Here is a 24,015-nt window from a genome sequence, read left to right on the forward strand (position 1 = left end):
AACAAAACTACGACCCGCCTAGTCCATCTGGACTAGGCGGTCAGTCGTAGCTTAGCGTTCAGACCGCAAAATGCCGCCTTCCATATAATCATCTTTTTTCATATCTACGAAGATAATCTTTACTGCGTCAGCAGGTACATTAACGATATCAACCGCAGCTTTAGTGATAGCTTCACCTAATTGTTTTTTTTGTTCTTTTGTGCGCCCTTCAACGAGCTCTACATGAATAAGTGGCATATTGACCTCCATAGATGAAAATGAAATAAATTTGTTTGTTCTATTATACGGTATGAGGAACAGATACACAAGGGAAAAACCCAGATAAAATCTAATATTATCGCTACTTATGTACTTATTATTCCTACCTCTTAATTATACAATATTCTAAGAAATTTTTCACCAAATCTTTTTTCTAATTCTTCTTTCATTACAGATTCAAGTTTTTCCATTCCATAATTATTTGCAAAATCTAATACATCCTTGCGAGCCTGTACCAATATTTCAATATCTTTAATAATATTAGCAACCCGTAAATCAGGTAATCCTGATTGAGCTAAGCCAAATAATTGACCAGAACCACGAAGCAGTAAATCTTGCTCTGCTAGTTCAAAGCCATCCTGAGTCTGTTCCATCAATTTTAATCGCTCTTGGCTCACATCATTTTTAGAATCACTCACAAGAATGCAATAAGATTGATGGGACCCACGACCTACACGGCCACGTAACTGATGTAATTGAGACAGGCCAAAACGTTCTGCCCCTTCAATACACATAATGGTCGCATTTGGAACATTAACACCAACCTCGATAACAGTAGTAGAAACGAGCAATGAAATCTCCCCCCTATGGAAGGCATTCATCACTTCATCCTTTTCACTTGGTTTCATACGCCCGTGTACAAGACCAACTTCATAAGCCTTGTAAAAGTACTCTTTTAACTCCAGATACAATTCCTCAGCAGCTTGCAAGTCTAATTTCTCAGATTCTTCAACAAGTGGGCATACTACATAGACTTGACGGCCTTCTGCCATCTCCTTGCCAAAGAATGTTCTTAATCGTTCCTTATACGAACTATCTACAGCATAGGTTTTGACAGGTTTGCGTCCCGGTGGCATTTCTTTGATTAAGGATACTGCTAAATCACCATACACAGATAATGTCATGGTTCGTGGAATTGGTGTAGCCGTCATGATGAGCACATGAGGATATGTCCCCTTTTGTTGCAACCGTGCCCGCTGCTCCACACCAAAGCGATGTTGTTCATCTATAATAACAAGTCCTAAGTTGTGAAAGTTAACACCTTCTTGAATAAGAGCATGGGTGCCAATAATCATATGAATCGATCCATCAGCTAACCCTTCATAGATACGTTCTTTTTCTTTTTTTGTAGTAGAGCCCGTTAACAGCTCTATGGTAATCCCCAAATTACCACACACTTCTGTTATACCTTCGTAATGTTGTGCTGCCAAAATCTCCGTTGGAGCCATTAACGCTCCTTGGTACCCATTCTCGATGGCTTTCAGCAAACTCAATGTAGCTACAACCGTTTTACCGGAACCTACATCACCTTGCAATAATCGTTGCATAGGCCGTTCATCTTCCATATCGATACGAATGTCCTCTAATGCACGCTGTTGATCACCTGTTAAGGAGAACGGTAAATTTTCTATACACTGAGCCATTAAATCCCCATTGGGACCCATCTTAGGACCTTTATGACATTGTTCTTTATTTCGTAACAATGCCAATCCAGATTGCATAACAAATAACTCTTCATAAGCTAGTTGATGACGCGCCTCTTCATATCGCTCTGAAGACTCTGGGAAATGCATCATTTTAAATGCATCATAACGAGTCATATATTGATGTACTTCACGAACTTCAGCAGGCAAAATCTCTGGCAATTCATGATTAGCTGCAAACCAATTACGTACCGATGAGCGCACCACAAATTGAGATACCCCATCTGCAAGAGCATAAATGGGAACGATACCCCGATCAGGTTCTCCACCGTCTCCCAAATTTTCTATTTGGGGTGTATTCATTTGCATAGACCCATATTGGAATTCTGCTTTACCATACGCATATAGACGTTGCCCTTTTTTATAAAAGTTTTTCTTATACCCTTGGTTAAATAGCACAATCTTTAAAGGACCTGTACCATCTGCAATGACTACTTCTAAAATAGACAATCGAGGGCGAGGACGTTTTTCTTGTACAGCAATAACATTCCCAACCACGCCACCAGTCATGCCAGACTTTAATTCACCAATTCTATAAATCGTACGGCGGTCTTCATAGGTTCTTGGGAAATACGTTAACAAGGATGTTATATTGGTAATTCCCAACTTATGTAATTGTTTCTCTCGACCAGGACCTATCCCCTTTATGGTCGTCAACCGTTCATCCATAGAAACTCCTTTAAATATACGATAAACACATGAGATATATCCAATTTCTGTATATCCTTGTGTAAATGCCCACTTATATCATAGAATATGATATATAGTATACCTTATATTGTAGTATATTTCATAAAAAGAGCAATATGTACGATAAAAACACTTGCTTTACGCTACTCTTTATGATAATATACTTTTGTTATGTTATAGATTAAGCTTGGAGGTGGAAACTATGGCAAACCTTTGCGAAGTATGTGGCAAATCCACATCTAGCGGTATGAACGTGAGTCACTCTCACATTCGCACAAGAAAAACTTGGAAACCGAACATTCAAAGAGTACGGGCGGTTGTAGACGGTGCTACTAAAAAAGTAAACGTATGCACTCGCTGCCTTCGTTCTAATAAAATTACACGCGCGTAAAATAAAAAGTACATGTACTCTTTGGGGTTCTAGAGCCCCAAAAAAAGCAGTTAGTTCATTTGAACTAACTGCTTTTTTTGTTATCTATGTACCTATTACTAAAAGTTACAAGGTAATATTTGGAATGTAATACTGTTTAAATAGCTTAATAGCATATTGATCTGTTAAGCCTGCTACATAATCCACCACATCACGGGTAGAATAAAACTCTCTTGTACTTTCACAGCCCTCCATATCGTCAGGATGTTCCATAAAGTGAGTAAATAAGTTTTTCACCACATGAGATGCCTTATTTCGATCTGGAATTAAAGCCGGCGCCAAATAAACATTTTTAAACATAAATTGACGGAATAGATTCATAGTCATCTCTATATCACTAGACATAGAAATAACAGGTTTATCTAAAGACTCTCGCACCATATCTTCAACCATGGCGGTGATCATACTAGAAGGAGTCATTCCAAAGTGTTCACGCACTTCAAAAGGTAATTCCTCAGCCGTCAACATACCAGCGCGCTGTGCATCATCAAAATCATGACACAAATAGGCAATGCGGTCTACAATACGAATAATTTGACCTTCCAAAGTGACAGGGATATGTGCCCCTGTATGACCTACGATGCCATCACGTACAGCAGTGGTTAAATTAAGACCTTGATGGTCGCCATGCTTTTCTAAAACCTCAACCATACGCAAGCTTTGTTCATTATGATTAAAGTGACCAACCATATCACGTAACGCATATTCACCGACGTGACCAAATGGCGTATGTCCCACATCATGACCCATAGCGATAGCTTCTACTAAATCTTCATTTAGTCGCAACGCACGAGCCACTGTACGACCTATTTGTCCTACCTCAAGGGTATGGGTCATACGCGTCCGATAATGGTCACCTGGCGCAATATAAACTTGTGTCTTATGCTTTAACCGCCTAAAACATTTACTGTGAATAATGCGGTCCCGATCACGTTGAAAGGCAGTTCTAAGTGGATCGGGTGCCTCCTCTAAATCACGGATGGCATCACGGCTTTTAGCTGCATAGGGAGAGAGAAGTAAAGCCTCCCGTTCCTCTATTTGTTCCCGTATATTCATTTACCCTCCGATGCACGGTTTTTATCGATCAATTGCATAACTAGAGATGCTGTTTCTTCGATAGATTTATTAGAAACATCTAGCACTTGGCAATGTAAACGACGCATAATAGCTTTTGCATATTCTAATTCAGATTGAATACGCTCAATAGATGCGTAGTTTGCTTCGTCTTCAAGGCCGATAGCACGCAAACGTTCACTACGAATATTATTTAATTTGAATGGGTCAATAATAAGGCCCACGATTTTCTTTGCTGGAATTTTAAATAATTCCTCTGGTAATGGTACCTCAGGTACTAATGGCAAATTGGCAGCTTTAATCTTTTTATATGCCAAGAACATAGACAATGGTGTCTTACTTGTTCTAGATACACCAATAATAACTACATCGGCCTTTTCAAAGCCAGATGGATTTTTACCATCGTCATATTTTACAGCGAACTCAATGGCTTCTACCTTTTTGAAATATTCTTGGTCAAGCTTATGAACCATACCAGCTGTCATACGAGGCTTTGTGGATGCAACAGTACCTACAGCATCGAGAACTGGGCCCATAATATCTACAGCAGGAATATTGTATTCCGCTACTTTTTCATGAAGATATTTACGTAAAGTCTCAGATACGATGGTATGACAAATAACATGATTACCACGTTTTGCATCTGCTATAACTTCATCAATTTGGCTTTCACTATCAATATAAGGAATACGAACAATTTCAATTTGTTCCTTATCATATTGACTCGCCGTAGCTCTTGCTACAGCCTCTGCGGTCTCCCCAAGGGAGTCCGATATTGCATAAATAATTTTTTCTGCCATTCTATCAACCTCAATGTATGCTACATTCTAAAAATACTTTCGCTACCGTCGTTTTAGATACACGGCCTACAACCTTTAGACGTTTCTTGTTTTCTACATCCTCGCGAACGACGACAGGTAAACAATCCACTTCATAATCTATCATCTTCTGTGCAGCCTCTACTAATGTATCTGTAGGCTCCACTGTTATAACCTTACTTACAGGGGTCATAATCATAGATATAGGCATTGTGTGCGAATCTGTTTGCCCCATAGAGGCACGCAACAAGTCCTTACGAGATACTACACCTACTAAATAGGAATCATCACACACTAGAATAGTCCCTACATCTTCAGTAAATATAGTAACAATCGTGTCATACAAACTTGTATCCCCATTGACTACGACGGCTTGAGATAATACATCACTTACCAGAAATGATTTTAATCGCTCCGCCGTTTGTGTTTCTTTTGAAAGTCCAACATAGTAGTAACCTACATTCGGACGCGCATCTAAAACACCTAGCATAGTTAACACCGATAAATCTGAACGCAATGCAGATCTAGTAACCTCTAAATGTTCAGCAATAGCACTGCCCGTTACGGGCCCTTCTTCACGAACGATTTGAGCAATTTGTTCTTGTCGTTTCGACAGTTTCACACGGTAACCCCCTTTCATCTCTGTTTGTATTATATCCTAAGTTACCATTCAGAAAAAGAGGAGACCAACGGGCCTCCTCTTTCAATACCACTATATGATTACCAAGTTAAGTCATCAGTTTCTTGACGACCACGACCAGTCATAGCATCGAGCATAATTCGTTGTTCGATTTGAGCCACCATTTTCTTAGTGTTCACAACCGCATCTGGGTTAACAGAAATAGAGTCGATACCACTCTTCACGAGGAATTCGCAAAGTTCAGGATACACACTTGGCGCTTGGCCACAGATGGATACAGTTTTACCATCTTTGTGAGCCACTTCGATGAGATGACGAATCGCTCTGCGAACTGCTAGATTCCGTTCATCATAGATATGTTGAACTGTTTCATTATCACGGTCACAGCCAAGAACGAGCATAGTCAAATCGTTAGAACCGATGGAATAACCATCTACATATTTATTGAATTGATCAGCTAAGATAATATTTGCTGGAATTTCAGCCATAAGCCAGATTTTGAAATCTTTACCGCGTACAAGGCCTTCTTGAGCCATTAAGTTAGTAACAAGTTCAGCTTCCTCTACAGTACGGCAGAATGGAATCATAACTTGTAAGTTTTTGAAACCAAATTCGTTACGTACTTTTTTGATTGCTTCTAATTCTAATTTGAAAGCAGGTGTATATTTTGGATCATAGTAACGAGCTGCACCACGCCAGCCAAGTAATGCACTGGATTCATGTGGTTCATATTTGTCGCCACCGTTGAGATCACGGTATTCGCTAGATTTGAAGTCGCTCAAACGAACTACTACTTGGCGAGGAGCTAATGCTTGACACACTTTACGCATACCTTCTGCCAATGTATTAACTGCAAAGTCACTGCGACCAGTTTCAATAAGGTGTAATGGGTGTTCGTGAATGAAAGTAGTCCAAATGAACTCTTCACGCATTAGACCAATACCATCACATGGTAATACGCCATGTTTTTCAGCTAAATCAGGATTGCCTAAATTCATGTAAATTTTAGTGCCTGTTACAGGAACATATTCAGTGGCAACACTTGCAGTAGCTTGTGCTTCTGGCTTTTTAACGATATCTTCTAATACGCCATCGTATACGATACCATTTGTAGCATCAACAGTAATCATTTGACCATCTTTAATAGATGTTGTTGCTTCATGGCTACGGCTCTTAGTACCTACGATACAAGGAATACCAAGCTCACGACTAACGATAGACGCGTGACAAGTCATACCACCAGCATCAGTAACGATAGCTTTTGCCTTTTTCATTGCTGGTACCCAGTCAGGAGCTGTCATAGCTGTAACAAGGATTTCCCCTTCTTTGAACTCATCAATATCCTCAGGATTGATGATAACATGAGCTTTACCGGCTGCATTACCAGGGGAAGCTGGCAAACCTTTTACAATAATTTCACGATTACCTGCATCTAATGTGCTAGGTTTTTCAGTTGTTTTTGGTTTTTCTTTACGGGACCAAACTGTTTCTGGGCGAGCTTGTAAAATCCAAATTTTACCGTCTCGTTCATCTACGCCCCACTCCATATCCATGTAACAACCATAATGTTTTTCGATTGCTTTTGCGTATTTAGCAAGCTCCAAAACTTGAGCATCTGTAATAACTTGTTGTTTAGCTTCATCTGCTGGAACAACCTCTTCAACACAGTCGCCGTCAGCTTTACGAACTAAGCGGATATGTTTGTCATTAATCATGCGATCTATAATTTCCATTTTATCTTTATCTACATGGAAATTATCTGGTGTAACTGTACCTTGTACAACGTACTCACCAAGACCCCAAGAACCTTCGATAAGGATGTTGTTATCGTTGCCTGTTACAAGGTCAACAGTGAACATTACGCCAGCGGCTTTAGAGAATACCATCATTTGAACGGCAGCACTCAATGCTACTGTCATATGATCGAAACCTTGTTTTACACGGTAGTATGTTGCACGGTCTGTGAAAGTAGATGCATAGCATTCTTTTACTTTCTCGATAATAACATCAGCACCACGTACATTTAAATATGTATCTTGTTGGCCTGCGAAGCTTGCATCTGGCAAGTCTTCTGCTGTTGCACTAGAACGAACTGCTACGAATGGATTTTCTTCGTTTACTTTTTTACCAAGTTCTTCATAAGCATGACGGATAGCATCTGCCAATTCTTTTGGCATTTCTTCTTCGCAAATCATGCGGCGAATTTTAGCACATACTTCACGCAATAATGCAGAATTTTCTACATCATCTAACGCATCAAGTTCAGCGCGGATTTTATCTTCCAAACCTGTTGCTTTCATAAACTCACGATAACCATGAGCAGTTGTAGCAAAACCGTAAGGTACAGGTACATTAGTGGAGGATGTCAATTCCCCTAAGGAAGAAGACTTACCACCAACTAAATTAACATCTTCACGTTGTAATTCATCAAACCAAAGTACGTATGCTGTTTCGCGATTCATGTGAGAACCTCCTAGTCAATTAGTGCAACACATTAAACCTTTTACACATAAATAGTATACCTTAATTTGTAATCTGTCAATTTTTATAGGCATTAATATGCTGATTAAACTGAATACAAACTAAAAAAGATGATTGCCTAATACTAGACAATCACCTTTTAAATTATAAGCACTAGTATTTAATAGTAATCTCTAATGTAGAGTATAAGGTAAATACTATGACTGTGGTAACTAGGAATATGAGTTTGTTTATGTTAGTCAGACGATATAAGGTTAAAAATTGCAATATACAAGTATAGAATATAACTATATTTCCCAATTAGCCCACAACATTCCACATGAGAAAGCTCCAATTACTGTCATCGAGATAATCTAAGCTCAAAAAATAGGATTGTAAATTAAGTTTAATACTAGCAAATAAGAAACATAGTCCCATAAAGTAAACTGATATTATTATTAGCTTTTTCAGGGATACAGTACACCATAACCGATATAGAATCCATAATAATAAAATAGCTATGATTAATCTCAATAAAATAGTTATATAGTCAATACAAAAAATGACGATAGTACCAAAGTATGAAAGTATCTCAACATCATTGATAAATGGTGCTATGTGGAGAACATCAATACCTATATCTCCCAAAACAAGCCGTAACAATACCCAAGATACAGTATATAAACCTAAAGCACCTGTTAAAGTTGTAGTTTCAATGACTTGACTAATTCCAACAGATCCAGGACGTATAAAGAGATTAATAAAGGTTTGTAACATTATAATTCCTTTCAAGTTGGATTTAAGAGATTGCTTGAATAATTATATTCTGAAGTTCTGTAACACCTAGAAGTACTACAATAACAAATATAGCTATACCCAACCTATTAACTTTTGTAAGTTTATATAACAATACAATAAAAAGAAACGCAATATAAATTTCTGATATACTTGCTATAAATTTTAAAGAATCATATATCGTCTGAGCCCAGAATGGACTATATACATATAAATACTGAATTGGATCCAATAGAAACAATCTTATAAAATCAGGAATTTGTTGTAAACAGGTTAATATTAAAGATACCTTTAATAGTTTTGTAAATTTTACCTCTGTCCAAATATTAAAATTAGCCCAACAAAGGAATGCTATAAAAATACTTATCAAGATAATACTACTAAAGTTAAGAATATAAGGGAATAAACTAAAACCTATATATTGATCTATGGACAAAGGATACATTACATTCCAATACTTAACATGTCCACCTACGAGCATTATTAATAAGTGGTTTATAAACCATATCAATAAAAAGAATGAAAACAAAGACTTAATGGTTTCATTTTCCATTATGTAATTTGCACCAGTTGAAATAGGTTTAAATATTAATAAACTTAAAGATTTTTTCATAAAACAATTCTTTCTATTACTCCAGATTATCCAACAGATTGAGGACGTATAAAGAGATTAATAAAGGTTTGTAACATTATAATTCCTTTCAAGTTGGAGTTAAGAGATTGATTTGATAATTATATTCTGAAGTTGTGCAATACCTATAAATACTACAATAGCAAATAAAGTTATAGCAATCCTATTAACTTTTGTTAGTTTATATAACAATACAATAAAAAGAAAGAGAATATATATCTCTGATAAATTAACTATTGTCTTTAAACAGTCCAATGCAACTTTCGTCCAGTATGGACTATACAAAGATAAAAATTTTACTAAATACAAGAAAATCGATCTTATAATACTAGGGATTTGCTGTAAGCAAGATATTATTAAAGACACCTTAAATAATTTAGTAAAATTAATCTCTGTCCAAAAGTTAAAATTAGCCCAACACAAACAAGCCAACAAAAGACTAACAACTATACTAATAATAAAATCGAAAATATAGGGAAACAAGTTAAATCCAATATATCTATCCAGTGATAAACTAAACAAAAAATTTGAATACTTTACGTATCCACCGTGTAGGACTACTAGTATACTATTTATAAACCAAAAGAAAGTAAAAGTAGTAAATAAAGATTTAATAGTTCCGTTTTCAATTATATTATTTGCACCAATTGAAATTGGTTTAAATATTAATAAAGCTAAAAATTTAATCATAAAAATAACTCTTTCTTTTACTCTAGCTTGTGATTACGGATATAGCGCCTAATACGTCCAGTTTTATCTTCAGATGAGAAAATCTTTAATAAACCTTATATATTGTTAAGGTTAATAAAGAAAATATCCATATTACCAATAAAAAGTTTTAAATGTTTTATTACAATTATACGCATATAAGATTATAGAAAATATAAGCTAATGTAATACTTAAAATAATAAGGAAAGTAATTCTTTCTACTTTATAGGATCTTTTATATCTTCCATAAACAACATCATTAAGCCAAGGAAATAATATTCCAACTAGACAGAAAAACAAAATTATCAAAGAGTTGAAAATATAGTCCGGCATTTCAATTAATTTACTTAAAATTGTATCTAGTAAATTATTTATCAACATTCATATTACCTATTTTTATAGACATTACCATCTTCACTAAATTGATTTTATTTACCAACATAAACAAAATCACTATTAGCTTTGAACCACTATTAACTTCTATATTATTTAACCACCTTATATATGTCTAAAAAGTTTTTCAGCACTCGACCCGTTAGACCCCATATGGTGTATTGTTTATAGGGATAGAAATAGACGGAGTAGTTTTGTCTAATTTTCCAGTCAATGTTGTAGCCTTCTAATAAATGGAATGGAAAGTCCTTTAACGGTCTTGTAGCTATATCTAGATGACCTACAGTTGGCTTCATCTCTAATAGATATTGTAATGGAACGGTGAATACCTCTCCTACTTCATCAGGATTTGGTTTTAAATCACTTGTTTGTAGGCGTACGGCTACAGCATATAGTTTGACACCTATCGCAGATACGAGACAATCTAAATTACCAAGTAATTCAATTTGATCTAAATCGATACCCAGTTCCTCAGAACATTCACGCATCGCAGCATGGGCCCCACTTTTATCATTAGGCTCACAATGTCCACCAGGAAAACTGATTTCACCTGGTTGACGACGTAGTTTATTGCTGCGCACAGTAAAGACTATGTGATCTTCCCCATCGATTTCTAATAATGGTACTGCTACGGCAGCAGTTATAACATCGATATCGGTAAGAACAGTATATTCTCGTTTTTCTAGGAAATTAGATAGTTTCTTTTCCATATATAGTCCTCTTACTTTACAGTTAAATTTATATGCTATCTGTATAAATGTTTTATATATCAAATTTGTACTTTATATTTATCTTTTATATTCATTATACATTAACTTGTACCTAAATTTTGGAGTTACTATTAATAGATACAATAGAGGAAAATCTTATAAAAAAATGGACAAAAAAACTGTGATGAGGTTTCTACCCCATCACAGTTTTATATTAGTTAAATTTAATTTTTACGAATTTACGTTTACCAACTTGAACGATCATGCCCTCTTCAAGGGTAAGGTTTTCTTCTGTATATTTTTCACCATTTACTTTGAAAGCACCAGCTTTAATAGAGCGACGTGCTTCACCATTGGACGCAGTCAAACCAGCATCTGTACAGAATTGTGGTACAAAGATTGGTTCTGTTGGTGCATCCATAGCGTATTCAGGAATATCTGTAGGCAACGCGCGTTGTTGGAATACGCGTTTGAATTCTTCTTCAGCTTCTAGAGCAGCATCTTCACCATGGTACAAACGAACGATGGTACGAGCTAATTGCATTTTAGCATCACGTGGATGTAATTCACCACTTTCAAGACGTTTTTCCATGTCTTCTTGTTCTTCAATTGGCATATCTGTAACGAGCATGAAGTAGCGCATCATCAATTCGTCTGGAATAGACATTGCTTTACCGTACATTTCTTTTGGCTCCTCATCGATACCGATGTAGTTACCTAAAGACTTACTCATTTTTTGAACCCCATCAAGACCTTCAAGCAATGGCATTGTAATAACTACTTGAGGTTCTTGACCTTCTAATTCTTGTAAATGGCGCCCCATTAACAAGTTGAAAGTTTGGTCTGTGCCACCAAATTCTACATCAGCATGTAAAGCAACGGAATCATGACCTTGCATCAATGGATACATAAATTCATGAACACCGATTGCACGACCTTCTTTGAAACGTTTATTGAAATCATCACGTTCCATCATACGTGCTACAGTGTAAGAACTTGCCAAGCGAAGCACATCAGCAAAATTCATAGATTCTAGCCATTCACTATTGTCGCGGACCATAGTTTTTTCAGGATCTAACACTTTGAAGATTTGTGTTTTATAGGTTTCAGCATTTTTCAATACTTCTTCTTTTGTAAGTGGTGGACGAGTTACACTTTTACCAGTAGGATCACCAATACGAGCAGTGAAACCGCCGATAACGATCACTACTTGATGACCAAATTCTTGGAACAAACGTAGTTTACGAAGTGGTACTGTATGGCCTAAATGAATATCTGGCGCTGTTGGGTCCAAACCTAGTTTTACAACTAAAGGTTTATTTTCCTTAATGGATTTTTCTATTTTCTTTACAAGATCTTGTTCGTTAATTAAATCTGCTACGCCGTGTTTAATTTGGCGTACTTGTTCTTGAGCACTAACCATGATAATCCTCCTCGAAATACTATTGTTTTAGTATACCATTATCTAAAAACTTTCACAATTATATATATAGTATTGGTTTTAAGCCATTTATGATATAATATTTATAACTGCGTAATAGAATTTACGTTATATTTACTAACAAAAGAAAAAAGAGGTGACTCTATGAGTAATAACTCAAATGCGAGAAGCAGCCGCCGTTCTAACGGTAGCGGCTCTACACCGAAGAAAACAAGTCCGAAGCGTCTATTTTGGATTTGTGCCCTTCTCCTTATACTCATCGTAGCCGGAGGTGGCTGTGGTTTTATCAGTGCCACACTGTCTAACCTACCAGATGTATCTAATGTACGTCCTTCTGCATCGTCTCAAATTTACGATGTCCATGGTAATCTCATCACAACGGTTCATTCCACAGAAAACAGATTACCAGTACCGTTAAAAGATGTACCAAAGGATTTACAAAATGCCTTTGTTGCTACTGAGGACTCTCGCTTCTACTCCCATCACGGTATCGACCCAGTTGGTATCTTGCGTGCTGTATGGGTTAACCTTGTTCATAGTGGCGTATCTGAAGGTGGTTCTACTATCACCCAACAGTTAGCGCGTAATGCATTCTTATCTCAAGACAGAACATTTAAACGTAAAATTTCTGAAGCATTGCTAGCACTAAAAATTGAACAACATTACACCAAGGATGAAATCCTTGAAATGTACATGAATCAAATCTACTTTGGTCAAGGTGCATACGGTGTACAATCTGCAGCTCATGTATACTTTGGTAAGGATGCCAGCCAATTAACGCTTGCTCAAGCAGCGCTCATTGCAGGCTTACCACAAAGTCCTAACTACTACTCTCCATTCAATGATTTGGAAGCTAGTAAAAAACGTCAAGCCGTTGTATTAGGCCAAATGGTTAAATACGGTTACATCACACAAGAACAAGCCGATGAAGCGCGTCAAGCAGATTTAGGCTTAGTAGCAAAACAAGAACAAACGCATGAAAAATCTAATGCGTCTTACTTCATCAACTATGTTATTGCACAAGTTTCTGAAAAATATGGTGACGATGCAATCTATAAAGATGGTTTAAAAATTTATACTACTCTCGATATGGATGCACAAAATGCAGCTGTAGCAGCAATGCAAAACTTGCCTAACTACTACACAGATAGCAATGGTTTACATCAACCACAAGGTGCTATCGTAGCTATGAATCCTCATAATGGTTATATTATGGCTATGGTTGGTGGTCGTGGCGATGATGCATTTAACCGTGCTACACAAGCAGAACGTCAACCAGGTTCCGCTATGAAACCATTTGTATATTTAGCAGCTATTCAATCTGGTAAAACTCCTGGTTCTATCGTAGATGACAGCCCTGTTACATTTGGTAGCTGGAGCCCTAAAAACTATGAAAACGACTTCGAAGGTAATATGACATACCGCTACGCATTACAACATTCTCGTAACATACCTGCCGTAAAAGTTGCCGATGAAGTAGGCATGTCTAAGATTATTAAACTTGCTAAAGAAATGGGTATCACGACTCTTACAGATCAAGATAACAACTTATCTACAGCACTTGGTGGTTTAACTCATGGTGTTATACCTCTTGAAATGGTACAAGCTTATGGCGTACTTGCAAATGGTGGTATCAAGGTTCAACCTACAGCAATCGTTAAAATTGTTGACCGCAATGGTCAAGTAGTGGAGGAACACTCCATCCAAGAAAAACGCGTTGTAGACGAAAAAGATGCAGCAATCATTACAAATATGCTAGAATCCGATATAAATGGCGGTACTGGTGGTAATGCCGCAATCGGTCGTCCTGCAGCAGGTAAAACTGGTACAACAGATGATTCCAAGGATGCTTGGTTCGTTGGTTACACACCTGATTTAGTAGCTGCCGTTTGGATTGGTGATGACTATGGCTCGGAAACATTACGAGGCATGACCGGTGCTGACACACCTGCTATTATGTGGGGTCAATTCATGGCTAATGCACTTGCCAACACCCCTGCATCTGACTTTTCCGTTCCTGCTAGCGCTCAATCAGCTGTTTCTGAAGGTTATTATAATCCTGTAAAAGCACAGCCTAAAAAAGAAGCTGCTAAGGACGAAAAAGCAGACAAAAAAGACGATAAAGACAAATCGAAAGATGAAGCTGTAAAAGATGACAGTGGCTCAAAAGATGATGCAACTGAACAGAAATCTAATTCATCCAAAAGTAAAAAGTCTAGTAAAAAAGATCGTTAATCTAATACGCTAAAGGAGCGGAACATGTGTTCCGCTCCTTTCTTTTACGTAAAAAAAGATAGTAAGTTCAAAGAACTTACTACCTTTTCTATTTCTATATATGTATATAGCTATACCCCATAATCAATTTGATAGACGATAATAATTTACTGTATTATCTATAACTATATCACTATTGAGTAGCTTTATTTCAGAACTACATTGGTAGCCCCTGCACCACCTTCGTCATAGCCAGCCGTTTCAAAATGAGCTACATGCGGTAAGGTACGCAGATATTGATGTACACCTTCTCGTAATGCGCCAGTCCCCTTACCATGGATAATACGCACTTGATTAACACCACCAAGCAAGGCTTGGTCAATAAATCTACCAACAGAAACTGTCGCTTCATCTACCGTTTGTCCAAGAATATTGATTTCAGTACGAACCTCTTTTTGGCGTTGTACGGCAGAGCCCCCCATACGTTTTCTAGTTTTAGGCATAGCTGCTTTTTGTTCCCGTGCAAGCTTATTTCCTTCTTCACGTGTAGTAGATTGTAATTCGCTAACCTTTACAGTAGCTGTTAGTCCATTAATATCTACATTCACACGATTGCCATTGATAGCTAATACGGTACCTAATGAGCGCAAAGATGTAACATATACTGCTTGGCCTACCTTAATAGCATCTGCAGTCAAAGATTTACGATCATCATCGACTGGAGATTCTGGTATATGTACATTAGAGATACCCTTACGTGCAGCATTAATAGCAGATTGACGCTTATCCTTATTTGTTTCAGAGAATTGTGCTTTCAATTGCTTGATAATCGCTTCCCCTTCGACGCGTAAGCTACGTTTCATAGATTCTGCATCAGCTTGAGCTTTGGCTAAGATTTGTTTACGCTTTTCGTTAAACTGTTTCTTTTCCTTCTCTAATTGACCACGCATGCGACGTGTTTCATCAAGCTCTTTCTTTAAGGCTCTTTCCCGTTCAGATGCCTTACGAAGTTGCTCATTCAAATCTGAAAGAACTTCTTCCATTTCATGGCTACCAAATTGAGATTTATATTCTGCTGCGCGCGTCACAATATCCTTTGGTAAGCCTAAGCGTGCAGCAATACTCAATGCATGGCTACTACCAGCTACGCCGATATGGAGTCGATACGTTGGTTTTAATGTGCGCTCATCAAACTCTACATGACCATTTTCAATACCTTCCGTATGGTATGCATAATTTTTAAGCTCATTATAATGGGTACTTACCATCATGAGAGCCCCTTTTTTACGGAAGAACTCAAGGATAGATACAGCAAGTGCACTACCTTCTTCTGGATCAGTACCAGATCCAAGCTCATCTAATAATACTAAGTCATTTGGACCACAATGTTTGATGATAGATATAACTTGTGTCATATGAGCAGAGAACGTACTAAGGCTGGCCTCAATGCTTTGCTCGTCCCCAATATCGGCAAAGATATTATGGAATATAGGTAACATAGAACCGTGATCGGCAGGAATAAATAAACCACATTGATTCATTAAACTCAATAACCCTAAAGTTTTTAGGGATACTGTTTTACCACCTGTATTAGAACCAGTAATTAATAAAATACGATACGATGTGCCCAATTGAATATTCGTAGGCACTACCACATTTGGTGGAATTAATGGATGACGAGCTCTCATGAGATTAACTGTTCTATCAGTACTCAAGATTGCTGGTACACCTTTATAAGAAATAGCAAGGCTCGCCTTACCATATACAAATTCGATGTGTGAAACCTTTTCACAAGCATCCATCAAATCATTACTATGTTGTTTTACAAGGGCTGATAATTCACGGTAAATACGCAATACCTCTTGCTCTTCACCAATTAATGCCTCTTGTAATTCATTATTTAGATTCACCAAGCGCATCGGTTCAATATATAAGGTTTGACCCGTTGCAGAACGGTCGTGAATAAGACCATCAAAATATTGGCGATATTCCTGTTTTACAGGGATTACATAGCGATTATTACGCTGCGTAATAATTGCTTCTTGGAAATACTTTTGATTATCCTTGTCGTGCAAAATAGCTTGAATATCGTTTTTAATCTTTTCACGAGTTTTAATAATCGTATTTCTAAGGCTCGCCAACTTAGGAGATGCTGTATCAAGCAATTCCCCTTTTTCATCAAAGACTCGTTTAAAACGGTTTTCAATGCGATCTGTATTCGGCATATCCTGTACCCATAGGGATAGCAATGGATACTCCATATATTTTGTTCTAAAGAACTTTGTCATTCGCTTATAAGCACCAATGGTTAAATAAATATCCCACAATGCTTCACGAGTAAGGACAAAGTCTTTACGACTCTTCTTACAGGACTCACGAATATCTCGCGTACCGCCTAACGGTTGTTCTACCTCAGTTTGCAAAGAACGCATGGCTTCTGCTGTTTCATCAAGGTTCTCTTGAATAGCTTTAGCATCCGTCATGGGTTCAATATGCATAGCTAACTCTTTAGCAATGGTAGAACTACAGTGCTGTTTTAATTGTTCTTTTATATGGTGAAAGTCTAATACATCTTCGTTAAACAATGTACTACCTCTTTTATAAAATACCTCTAAAATAGTGGCCCCTTGTAATAGGTGTATCATCTTTACCTACACTTTTAGGCGGAGCCTCTTTTGTTCCATTTTGAATGGATACATAATCTGCTACGATTGTACGCAAACGATGTGGATCCATATGTCTACCATCGATACGCAATATATGTAGCCCTTTTCGATGTAACTCTGGTACGTAGGCACGCATGTCCATTTCATGACTATTCATGATATGCATGCGGCAATATGGATCAGTGCGAAGTGGGAACACTTCCCCTTTACGGTCCTTTAATGCGTAATCTTCTGTTACACACGGCATAGGGCAATTTTCTTTTTTACCAGTTCCAACAAAGCTAGCGATGGCACAGTATTCAGAAATCATCATTTCCGTATAACCATGAACCATTATTTCTAATGGCAGGTTAGTAGATTTTTGTAAATTTACTAGTTGTGTCAATGTTAACTCTAAGGACGGCGCTACACTACTCATGCCTAAGTCTTCCCATACTTGTAAGGCAGAGCCATTAAATATGTTAAGACCTGTATCAGCTTCAATAGCACCTACATACCCTAAGTCACGAAGCCACAATAACGCTTGTGGAACGTGAATAGAAATGCTATCTGGTTTAGCCTCAACGATAGCCTTAAGGGTATTCATATACGCCTTTACTTCATCATCTTTCACAACCCGTGGTGTAGCAAATACACAAAGCACATTATGGTCTTTACAAAGCTTGCCTACCTGCTCATAGATGCTAAGTTCATAAGGCTTACGTTGTAAACGGTCACCACCAAAGATAATCTTCTTAGCGCCCCCTTCAATAGCTGCTTTCACAGCCTCTAGTTCATCAACGCGAGCACTCACCATAGGCTCAGAATATTGAACCTTATCCTTAGCAACCATAGATGACATATCTTGAGGTTCTATAGCCAGCTCAGCCCAAGCCGTTTCATGGTCTGTAATCAATAAATTTTCTAGTGATTCTACAGCATCTCGGCGCAATGCATTTAACACACTAGCTGGCCACATATAAGGTCCATCAGGAATAGACATAGAGCCAAGCGTAAACAATGTATTGCCTAATCTACCTACTTGGTCTGTCACCTTCTCTAATGTAGTCGGTTTGTTATTAGCATAAACAGGTTCAAACTCATTAGATACTGTCACAGTACGACCATCATTTAATACAAAGGTAAGGTCTGTGCAAGGTTGTTCTCGGTCTGTATTAATAGATAGATAACCATGTACCTCTAATTTAGCACTAAAATCTTGTAAGCCTCGTTGCTTTTGAGATTTTGGCGTAGATGCTAAAAATACTTGTCCCGCTGCAAACCCTTCATCAGGTTTGCCTACAAAATGCTTTTCATCCATTAAGGACCAATTCTGATCTATTTGATAATACGTAATACTACCAGAATCTTGCATTACCTTTAAAAGTGATCCTTTTTCAATCGGTTCTGTTAGGAATAAATGAACTTGTCCTTTTTTGACCTCTGCTTTACCAATTAATTTGCCTTGATTATTTGGAGCTACAACAGTCATCATAGATTTCCCTACATGGTCTGTTAAATAATCTGTAGAGAAGCCACGATTAAACCCAGAAGCCAATGCATCGGCATCAGCAGCATCCATATGAGCCGTATCTAAAATATGACGATAGGTCCCAATGACTTGGCGCACATAGGAAACCTTTTTCATACGCCCTTCTACCTTAAAGGACGTAACACCGGCAGCTACGAGCTCATTCATATGCTCACTATAGTTAAGATCCTTTGGACTTAGTAAATAGGCTTCGTGTTTAGGTAGCAAACTAGTACCAGAAGAATCCAATAGTTCATAAGGCAAACGGCAAGGTTGTGCGCAGGCACCACGATTACCACTGCGACCACCGATAAAGGAACTCATCAAGCATTGACCAGAATAGCACACACATAAGGCACCATGTACAAAGACTTCGATTTCAGCTGTACAGTTTTTACAAATATGTTCAATTTCAGCAAGGCTCAATTCACGAGCCAATACAACACGGGTAAAACCGAGGCTTTCATAAAAACGAACAGCATCTAATGTAGCCGCCGTCATCTGCGTACTGCCATGCAAGTGAAGTTTAGGAGCCACTCGTTGTGCCAATTTAGCAACTGCTAAATCTTGAACGATAATAGCATCCACACCGATGCGCTCTAAGTCCTTCAAATACGCCTCGAGATCCTTTAATTCGGAATCACCTATGAGGATGTTTACTGTTACATATACGGACACATCTAAAATATGAGCCAAACGAATAGCGTCGGCCAATTCTTCAATGCCAAAGTTCGCTGCATGAGCACGAGCATTAAAGCCTTTACCGCCAAGATAAATAGCATCAGCACCAGATTCTAAAGCGGCTATAAAGTTTTCCATCGTACCGGCAGGAGCCAATAATTCCATGGATAATCCTTTCTACCTAACTAAAGGTATAACTATAGTACTAAAAGGGTTTACCATATGGTAAACCCTTTCAATATACTGCTTGAGATTAACGTAATCTGCAGTTAATTTCTGCTAATGCATCGATAATAGCTTGAATGTTACCATCAATATCTTCATCATTCAACGTGCCGTCCATGGAGCGGAATTGCAAGTTGTATGCAAGACTGCGGTAACCAGCTTCGATATGTTCACCTTCGTAAACGTCGAAGATAGATGCACTTTCTAAATATTCGCCACCATGCTCTTTAATGATAGATAAAATTTCACCACTAGATACGGACACAGGTGCTACAATAGCAAGGTCACGGCTAGTACCTGGGAATTTACTGAAAGATGTATAGCGGAATGCTGGAATCGTTAAGGATAATACTGCTTCCAAATCGATTTCAAACATATATACTTTTCCTGGTAAATCAAAGTTTTTGCTCACTTGTGGATGTAATTCACCATATTGAGCAATCATTTTACCATCTACTACGTATTGAGCACTTACACCAGGGTGGAAGTAAGGTTCAGTACCACGATTAATTTCATAGCCTTTAACACCTAGTTCAGCCAACAACGCATCTACGATACCTTTTACATCATAGAAATCTGTAGTGCGTTCTGCTTGGTTCCAGCCAGCTTGGTTTGCCTTGCCCATCAAGATACCACAAGCCATAGGGCGTTCATGAGGTACCTCTGTCAAAGGCAATGCTTTTGGTTCATATACATTCGCTGTTTCAAACAACCAAAGATCCTTATTTTGTTGCGCAATATTGCGTTTTGCTGCTTCGATAACAGCTGGCACCAATGTAGTACGCATATAAGGGAATTCTTCGGAAATAGGATTCAAAATTGGAATGGCTGTATAACGGCTATCCCCTTCAGAAAGCATCATATTGGAAAGACCATCTTTATGCATAAAGCTAAATGTAATGATTTGAGTCATACCCAATTTAGCTAACGTATGTGTTACCTCTTTTGTAAGAGCTTTCTTAGGCGTCATACCACCAGAGGACAATACGGCTACAGGAATTGTAGGAGCAATATTATCATAGTTATAAATACGAGCCACCTCTTCGGCGATATCAGGCATTACTGTTACGTCACCGCGCCATGTTGGAACGAGGGCAGATAATTGGTCCCCTTCTTCAGTTACAACGAATTCAAGAGCAGTCAAAATGCGAACCATTTCGTTTTTTTCAATGTTTGTACCCAAGTAATCGTTGATTTGTTTTGCTGTGAAAGTAACTGTATGTTGCTCTACAGGGTTCTTGTACACATCGATAATGCCTACATCAACTTTACAGGATGGGCAAATTTGTTGCAACAACTGTGCTGCTCGGTCGATAGCATAGGCAGTGTATTTATGGTTTACACCACGTTCAAAACGACCAGACGCTTCAGAGCGCATGCCAAGCGCTTTTGCAGTGCGGCGAATGGATGGTCCATTAAATACAGCAGCTTCAAGCATAACAGTAGTCGTTTCATTTGTTACTTCGCTATCAAAGCCACCCATGATACCAGCTACACCTACTGGGCGTTCTGCATCGGCAATAATTAGCATAGAGTCATTTAATTCACGTTCAGAACCATCAAGTGTAACAAGAACTTCTCCATTTTTAGCACGTCTTGCCACTAGTTGATGCCCTTTTACATGGTCATAGTCATAGGCATGCATAGGTTGACCAAGTTCTAACATAACATAGTTTGTTACGTCTACTACATTATTAATAGGACGAATGCCGCTGTTACGCAAACGATTTTGCATCCACAATGGGGATGGTTCAACCTTTACATCTGTAACGATACGAGACATGAATCGCGTGCAAAGATCATCCGCTTCGATAGATACAGAGGCTTTGCCTTCAATGGACTCACCATTTTCATTAACCATGATAACAGGGAATAACGCTTTTTGATTTGTCATCATGCCGAATTCGCGGGATAAGCCAACCATGGAGAAGCAATCTGCACGGTTTGCAGTCAATTCAAATTCATACACTGTATCATTTAAGCCCAATACGTCTTTTACATCAAGGCCAATTGGCGTACCTTCAGGGAAGATATAAATCCCTTGTGCTTCTTCTGGCAATACTAAATCACTAGAGATACCAAATTCTGCAACGGAACAGAACATACCTTCAGATACTACGCCACGCAATTTACCTTTTTTAATTTCTGTGCCATCAGCTAAGCGAGATTTATGGTATGCTACAGGCACGATTTGACCTACCGCTACATTTGTGGCTGCTGTTACGATTTGTTTAGTAACAGGCTCACCTTCTTCAGTAAGGCATTCAACTTGGCATACTTGTAATTTATCTGCATCTGGATGCTTTGTAATCTCTACGATTTTACCAGTATAAATTTTCTTAATGCCATTATCCATAGCAATGACATCTTCTACAGGAATACCAGCTTGTGTTAATTCATCGGCCAATTCTTGAGCAGGACGATTCATATCCACAGGCACGTATTCGTTCATCCACTGTAAACTTGCTTTCATGAGTTCCTCCTAAAATTGTTCCAAGAATCGTACATCATCTTCAAAGAATAGACGTAAATCGTTAATGCCGTATAAAAGCATAGCAATACGTTCTACGCCCATGCCAAAGGCAAAGCCTTTAACCTTTTCAGGATCGTACCCATTAATACGCAATACATCAGGATGAACCATACCGCATCCTAAGATTTCAAGCCAACCTGTATGAGAACATACACGGCAACCTTCACCACCACACATTACACAGGAAATATCTACTTCTGCAGATGGTTCTGTGAATGGGAAGAAGCTTGTACGGAAACGTACTTTTGTTTCATCCCCATACATATGACGCAAGAAGGACTCTAATGTACCTTTCAAATCAGCAAATGTAATATGCTCATCAATGATGAGACCTTCCACTTGATGGAATACTGGGGAATGTGTTGCATCATAATCCCAACGATAAACCTTACCAGGCGCAATCATACGGATTGGGCTGTTAGGCTCATGACGTTGCATAGTACGAGCTTGTACTGGAGATGTATGCGTACGCAATAAAAAGTTTTCTGTAATATAGAAGGAATCTTGCATATCACGTGCAGGATGATCTTTAGGCAAGTTTAAGCATTCGAAGTTAAAGTAATCCTGTTCAATTTCTGGCCCCTCTTCAACGGTATACCCCATTTTCATGAAGAAGTCCTCAATCATTTCATTAACCTTAGTTAATGGATGGATATGACCAGCTTTTTGTGCACGACCTGGCAATGTAATATCGATGCGTTCTTGTTCTAAGCGAGCATTTAACTCTTCTGTTTCCATACGAGTTTTAACGGCATCAATTTCAGCCTCTAATGCTTCACGAACCGCATTAACAAGAGCACCAGCCTTAGGGCGTTCTTCAGGAGATAATTTACCAAGACCTTTTAGTAATGCTGTTACCTCACCTTTTTTACCTAGATATTTTACACGTATATCTTGCAACGCTTGTTGATCAGCAGCGCCTTTGATAGCCTCAAGGGCTTCTGCCTTAAGACGTTGTAATTCTTGTTCCATTAAAGCATCCTCCTATATTTAAAAGTCCAAACTATATTATACCAAATCAGGGTTGTCTTCTTCAATAAAACGCCATGGTAATTCAGGTAATGACTTCTCTTCTAGTACAAAAAATGTACCACGTGCCAAGTGAACAAGTTCACCTAATTCATTATAGATACGTGCTGTAGCAACCATAGTCGTTTTACCATTATGCTCTACATTGGCTACACCACGCAATACAGTACCACCCTTAACAGCTTTCACATAGTTACCATTAAGATCAATAGTGCTCACAGATTTGCCCAATGTGAAACAAGCGGTCCCCATTACACTATCTGCTAAACCAATACAAACGGCACCATGTAAATCCCCTCGGAAATTACAATACTCTGTATCATTTGTTTGTAATGTCATTTCTGCATGACCTGGTTCAACTGCTGAAATTTCAGAATCTTTTACCCACGAAAATGGATTCTGATTTCGTAATTCGTTAAAATATTCTAACAATGTTGTAGCCATAAGGTTCTCCATTCAATATACTTACCCGTAGATTAGGTAATCTACATACCCCGTTTATTACAAATTGCTTGCATGAAATTTTCATAAGTATATAGCACAAATTACATACAAGCATATAAAAATGGTGCGTTACATCATACATATTGTATCATGCAACGCACCATATGCGAATAACTCTAT

Annotated in this window: 17 protein-coding genes; 2 read left to right on the top strand and 15 right to left on the bottom strand. The window is 38.0% G+C overall.

What is annotated here, in order from left to right:
* Nucleotides 1-51: 51 nt before the first annotated feature.
* On the bottom strand, nt 52-237 hold the full coding sequence (locus tag VEIS1202513_RS04085) for a 4-oxalocrotonate tautomerase (RefSeq protein ID WP_060924254.1): 186 nt from the start codon (nt 235-237) through the stop codon (nt 52-54).
* A 131-nt stretch (nt 238-368) separates the two neighbouring features.
* Nucleotides 369-2,411, bottom strand: coding sequence for an ATP-dependent DNA helicase RecG (recG, locus tag VEIS1202513_RS04090; protein ID WP_060924253.1), 2,043 nt, complete (start codon nt 2,409-2,411; stop codon nt 369-371).
* A gap of 223 nt (nt 2,412-2,634) precedes the next feature.
* Between recG and rpmB the strand changes: the two genes are divergently transcribed.
* Nucleotides 2,635-2,823, top strand: a complete 189-nt coding sequence (rpmB, locus tag VEIS1202513_RS04095) for a 50S ribosomal protein L28 (RefSeq protein WP_005386334.1) — start codon at nt 2,635-2,637, stop codon at nt 2,821-2,823.
* 105 nt (nt 2,824-2,928) lie between these two features.
* Here the strand turns inward: rpmB and VEIS1202513_RS04100 are convergent, their stop codons facing one another.
* From VEIS1202513_RS04100 to tyrS, 8 genes are all read right to left on the bottom strand, one after another.
* Nucleotides 2,929-3,918 (bottom strand): deoxyguanosinetriphosphate triphosphohydrolase, encoded by a 990-nt coding sequence (locus VEIS1202513_RS04100; protein ID WP_060924252.1) that lies wholly within the window; start codon nt 3,916-3,918, stop codon nt 2,929-2,931.
* On the bottom strand, nt 3,915-4,736 hold the full coding sequence (locus VEIS1202513_RS04105) for a pyruvate, water dikinase regulatory protein (protein ID WP_005386331.1): 822 nt from the start codon (nt 4,734-4,736) through the stop codon (nt 3,915-3,917). The genes VEIS1202513_RS04100 and VEIS1202513_RS04105 overlap by 4 nt, the downstream gene beginning before the upstream one ends.
* Before the next feature lie 10 nt (nt 4,737-4,746).
* Nucleotides 4,747-5,376, bottom strand: coding sequence for a helix-turn-helix transcriptional regulator (locus VEIS1202513_RS04110; RefSeq protein ID WP_174683254.1), 630 nt, complete (start codon nt 5,374-5,376; stop codon nt 4,747-4,749).
* Nucleotides 5,377-5,474: 98 nt separating this feature from the next.
* Nucleotides 5,475-7,856 (bottom strand): phosphoenolpyruvate synthase, encoded by a 2,382-nt coding sequence (gene ppsA, locus VEIS1202513_RS04115; RefSeq protein WP_060924250.1) that lies wholly within the window; start codon nt 7,854-7,856, stop codon nt 5,475-5,477.
* A gap of 319 nt (nt 7,857-8,175) precedes the next feature.
* Nucleotides 8,176-8,631 (bottom strand): hypothetical protein, encoded by a 456-nt coding sequence (locus VEIS1202513_RS04120; protein ID WP_231723919.1) that lies wholly within the window; start codon nt 8,629-8,631, stop codon nt 8,176-8,178.
* Nucleotides 8,632-8,653: 22 nt separating this feature from the next.
* Nucleotides 8,654-9,262: a hypothetical protein gene (locus VEIS1202513_RS04125; RefSeq protein ID WP_213467899.1), complete on the bottom strand. Its 609-nt coding sequence runs from the start codon at nt 9,260-9,262 to the stop codon at nt 8,654-8,656.
* 1,212 nt (nt 9,263-10,474) lie between these two features.
* Nucleotides 10,475-11,092 (bottom strand): NUDIX hydrolase, encoded by a 618-nt coding sequence (locus tag VEIS1202513_RS04130; protein ID WP_213467900.1) that lies wholly within the window; start codon nt 11,090-11,092, stop codon nt 10,475-10,477.
* A 214-nt stretch (nt 11,093-11,306) separates the two neighbouring features.
* Nucleotides 11,307-12,515, bottom strand: a complete 1,209-nt coding sequence (tyrS, locus tag VEIS1202513_RS04135) for a tyrosine--tRNA ligase (RefSeq protein WP_213467901.1) — start codon at nt 12,513-12,515, stop codon at nt 11,307-11,309.
* Nucleotides 12,516-12,677: 162 nt separating this feature from the next.
* Between tyrS and VEIS1202513_RS04140 the strand changes: the two genes are divergently transcribed.
* A complete protein-coding gene (locus VEIS1202513_RS04140; RefSeq protein ID WP_213467902.1) occupies nt 12,678-14,768 on the top strand; it encodes a transglycosylase domain-containing protein in 2,091 nt (696 codons plus the stop codon).
* A gap of 185 nt (nt 14,769-14,953) precedes the next feature.
* Here VEIS1202513_RS04140 and VEIS1202513_RS04145 read toward each other — a convergent pair whose 3' ends face one another.
* The 5 genes from VEIS1202513_RS04145 to VEIS1202513_RS04165 form a co-directional block, all read right to left on the bottom strand.
* On the bottom strand, nt 14,954-17,332 hold the full coding sequence (locus tag VEIS1202513_RS04145; protein ID WP_213467903.1) for an endonuclease MutS2: 2,379 nt from the start codon (nt 17,330-17,332) through the stop codon (nt 14,954-14,956).
* A gap of 13 nt (nt 17,333-17,345) precedes the next feature.
* Nucleotides 17,346-19,769, bottom strand: coding sequence for a U32 family peptidase (locus VEIS1202513_RS04150; RefSeq protein ID WP_213467904.1), 2,424 nt, complete (start codon nt 19,767-19,769; stop codon nt 17,346-17,348).
* Nucleotides 19,770-19,857: 88 nt separating this feature from the next.
* Nucleotides 19,858-22,302, bottom strand: a complete 2,445-nt coding sequence (gene pheT, locus VEIS1202513_RS04155; RefSeq protein ID WP_213467905.1) for a phenylalanine--tRNA ligase subunit beta — start codon at nt 22,300-22,302, stop codon at nt 19,858-19,860.
* A gap of 9 nt (nt 22,303-22,311) precedes the next feature.
* On the bottom strand, nt 22,312-23,334 hold the full coding sequence (gene pheS, locus VEIS1202513_RS04160; RefSeq protein ID WP_178884801.1) for a phenylalanine--tRNA ligase subunit alpha: 1,023 nt from the start codon (nt 23,332-23,334) through the stop codon (nt 22,312-22,314).
* A gap of 36 nt (nt 23,335-23,370) precedes the next feature.
* Nucleotides 23,371-23,835 (bottom strand): PaaI family thioesterase, encoded by a 465-nt coding sequence (locus tag VEIS1202513_RS04165; protein WP_213467906.1) that lies wholly within the window; start codon nt 23,833-23,835, stop codon nt 23,371-23,373.
* Nucleotides 23,836-24,015: the final 180 nt, after the last annotated feature.

Origin of the sequence: Veillonella orientalis (assembly GCF_018406505.1) — a bacterium.
Lineage (GTDB): Bacteria > Bacillota > Negativicutes > Veillonellales > Veillonellaceae > Veillonella > Veillonella nakazawae.

Coding starts and splice junctions, on each gene's coding strand:
- VEIS1202513_RS04100 (WP_060924252.1), bottom strand. CDS start 3,918: ATGAATATACGGGAACAAATAGAGGAACGGGAGGCTTTACTTCTCTCT.
- ppsA (WP_060924250.1), bottom strand. CDS start 7,856: ATGAATCGCGAAACAGCATACGTACTTTGGTTTGATGAATTACAACGT.
- VEIS1202513_RS04165 (WP_213467906.1), bottom strand. CDS start 23,835: ATGGCTACAACATTGTTAGAATATTTTAACGAATTACGAAATCAGAAT.
- VEIS1202513_RS04085 (WP_060924254.1), bottom strand. CDS start 237: ATGCCACTTATTCATGTAGAGCTCGTTGAAGGGCGCACAAAAGAACAA.
- VEIS1202513_RS04120 (WP_231723919.1), bottom strand. CDS start 8,631: ATGTTACAAACCTTTATTAATCTCTTTATACGTCCTGGATCTGTTGGA.
- recG (WP_060924253.1), bottom strand. CDS start 2,411: ATGGATGAACGGTTGACGACCATAAAGGGGATAGGTCCTGGTCGAGAG.
- tyrS (WP_213467901.1), bottom strand. CDS start 12,515: ATGGTTAGTGCTCAAGAACAAGTACGCCAAATTAAACACGGCGTAGCA.
- VEIS1202513_RS04130 (WP_213467900.1), bottom strand. CDS start 11,092: ATGGAAAAGAAACTATCTAATTTCCTAGAAAAACGAGAATATACTGTT.
- VEIS1202513_RS04125 (WP_213467899.1), bottom strand. CDS start 9,262: ATGAAAAAATCTTTAAGTTTATTAATATTTAAACCTATTTCAACTGGT.
- VEIS1202513_RS04140 (WP_213467902.1), top strand. CDS start 12,678: ATGAGTAATAACTCAAATGCGAGAAGCAGCCGCCGTTCTAACGGTAGC.
- rpmB (WP_005386334.1), top strand. CDS start 2,635: ATGGCAAACCTTTGCGAAGTATGTGGCAAATCCACATCTAGCGGTATG.
- pheT (WP_213467905.1), bottom strand. CDS start 22,302: ATGAAAGCAAGTTTACAGTGGATGAACGAATACGTGCCTGTGGATATG.
- pheS (WP_178884801.1), bottom strand. CDS start 23,334: ATGGAACAAGAATTACAACGTCTTAAGGCAGAAGCCCTTGAGGCTATC.
- VEIS1202513_RS04105 (WP_005386331.1), bottom strand. CDS start 4,736: ATGGCAGAAAAAATTATTTATGCAATATCGGACTCCCTTGGGGAGACC.
- VEIS1202513_RS04150 (WP_213467904.1), bottom strand. CDS start 19,769: ATGGAATTATTGGCTCCTGCCGGTACGATGGAAAACTTTATAGCCGCT.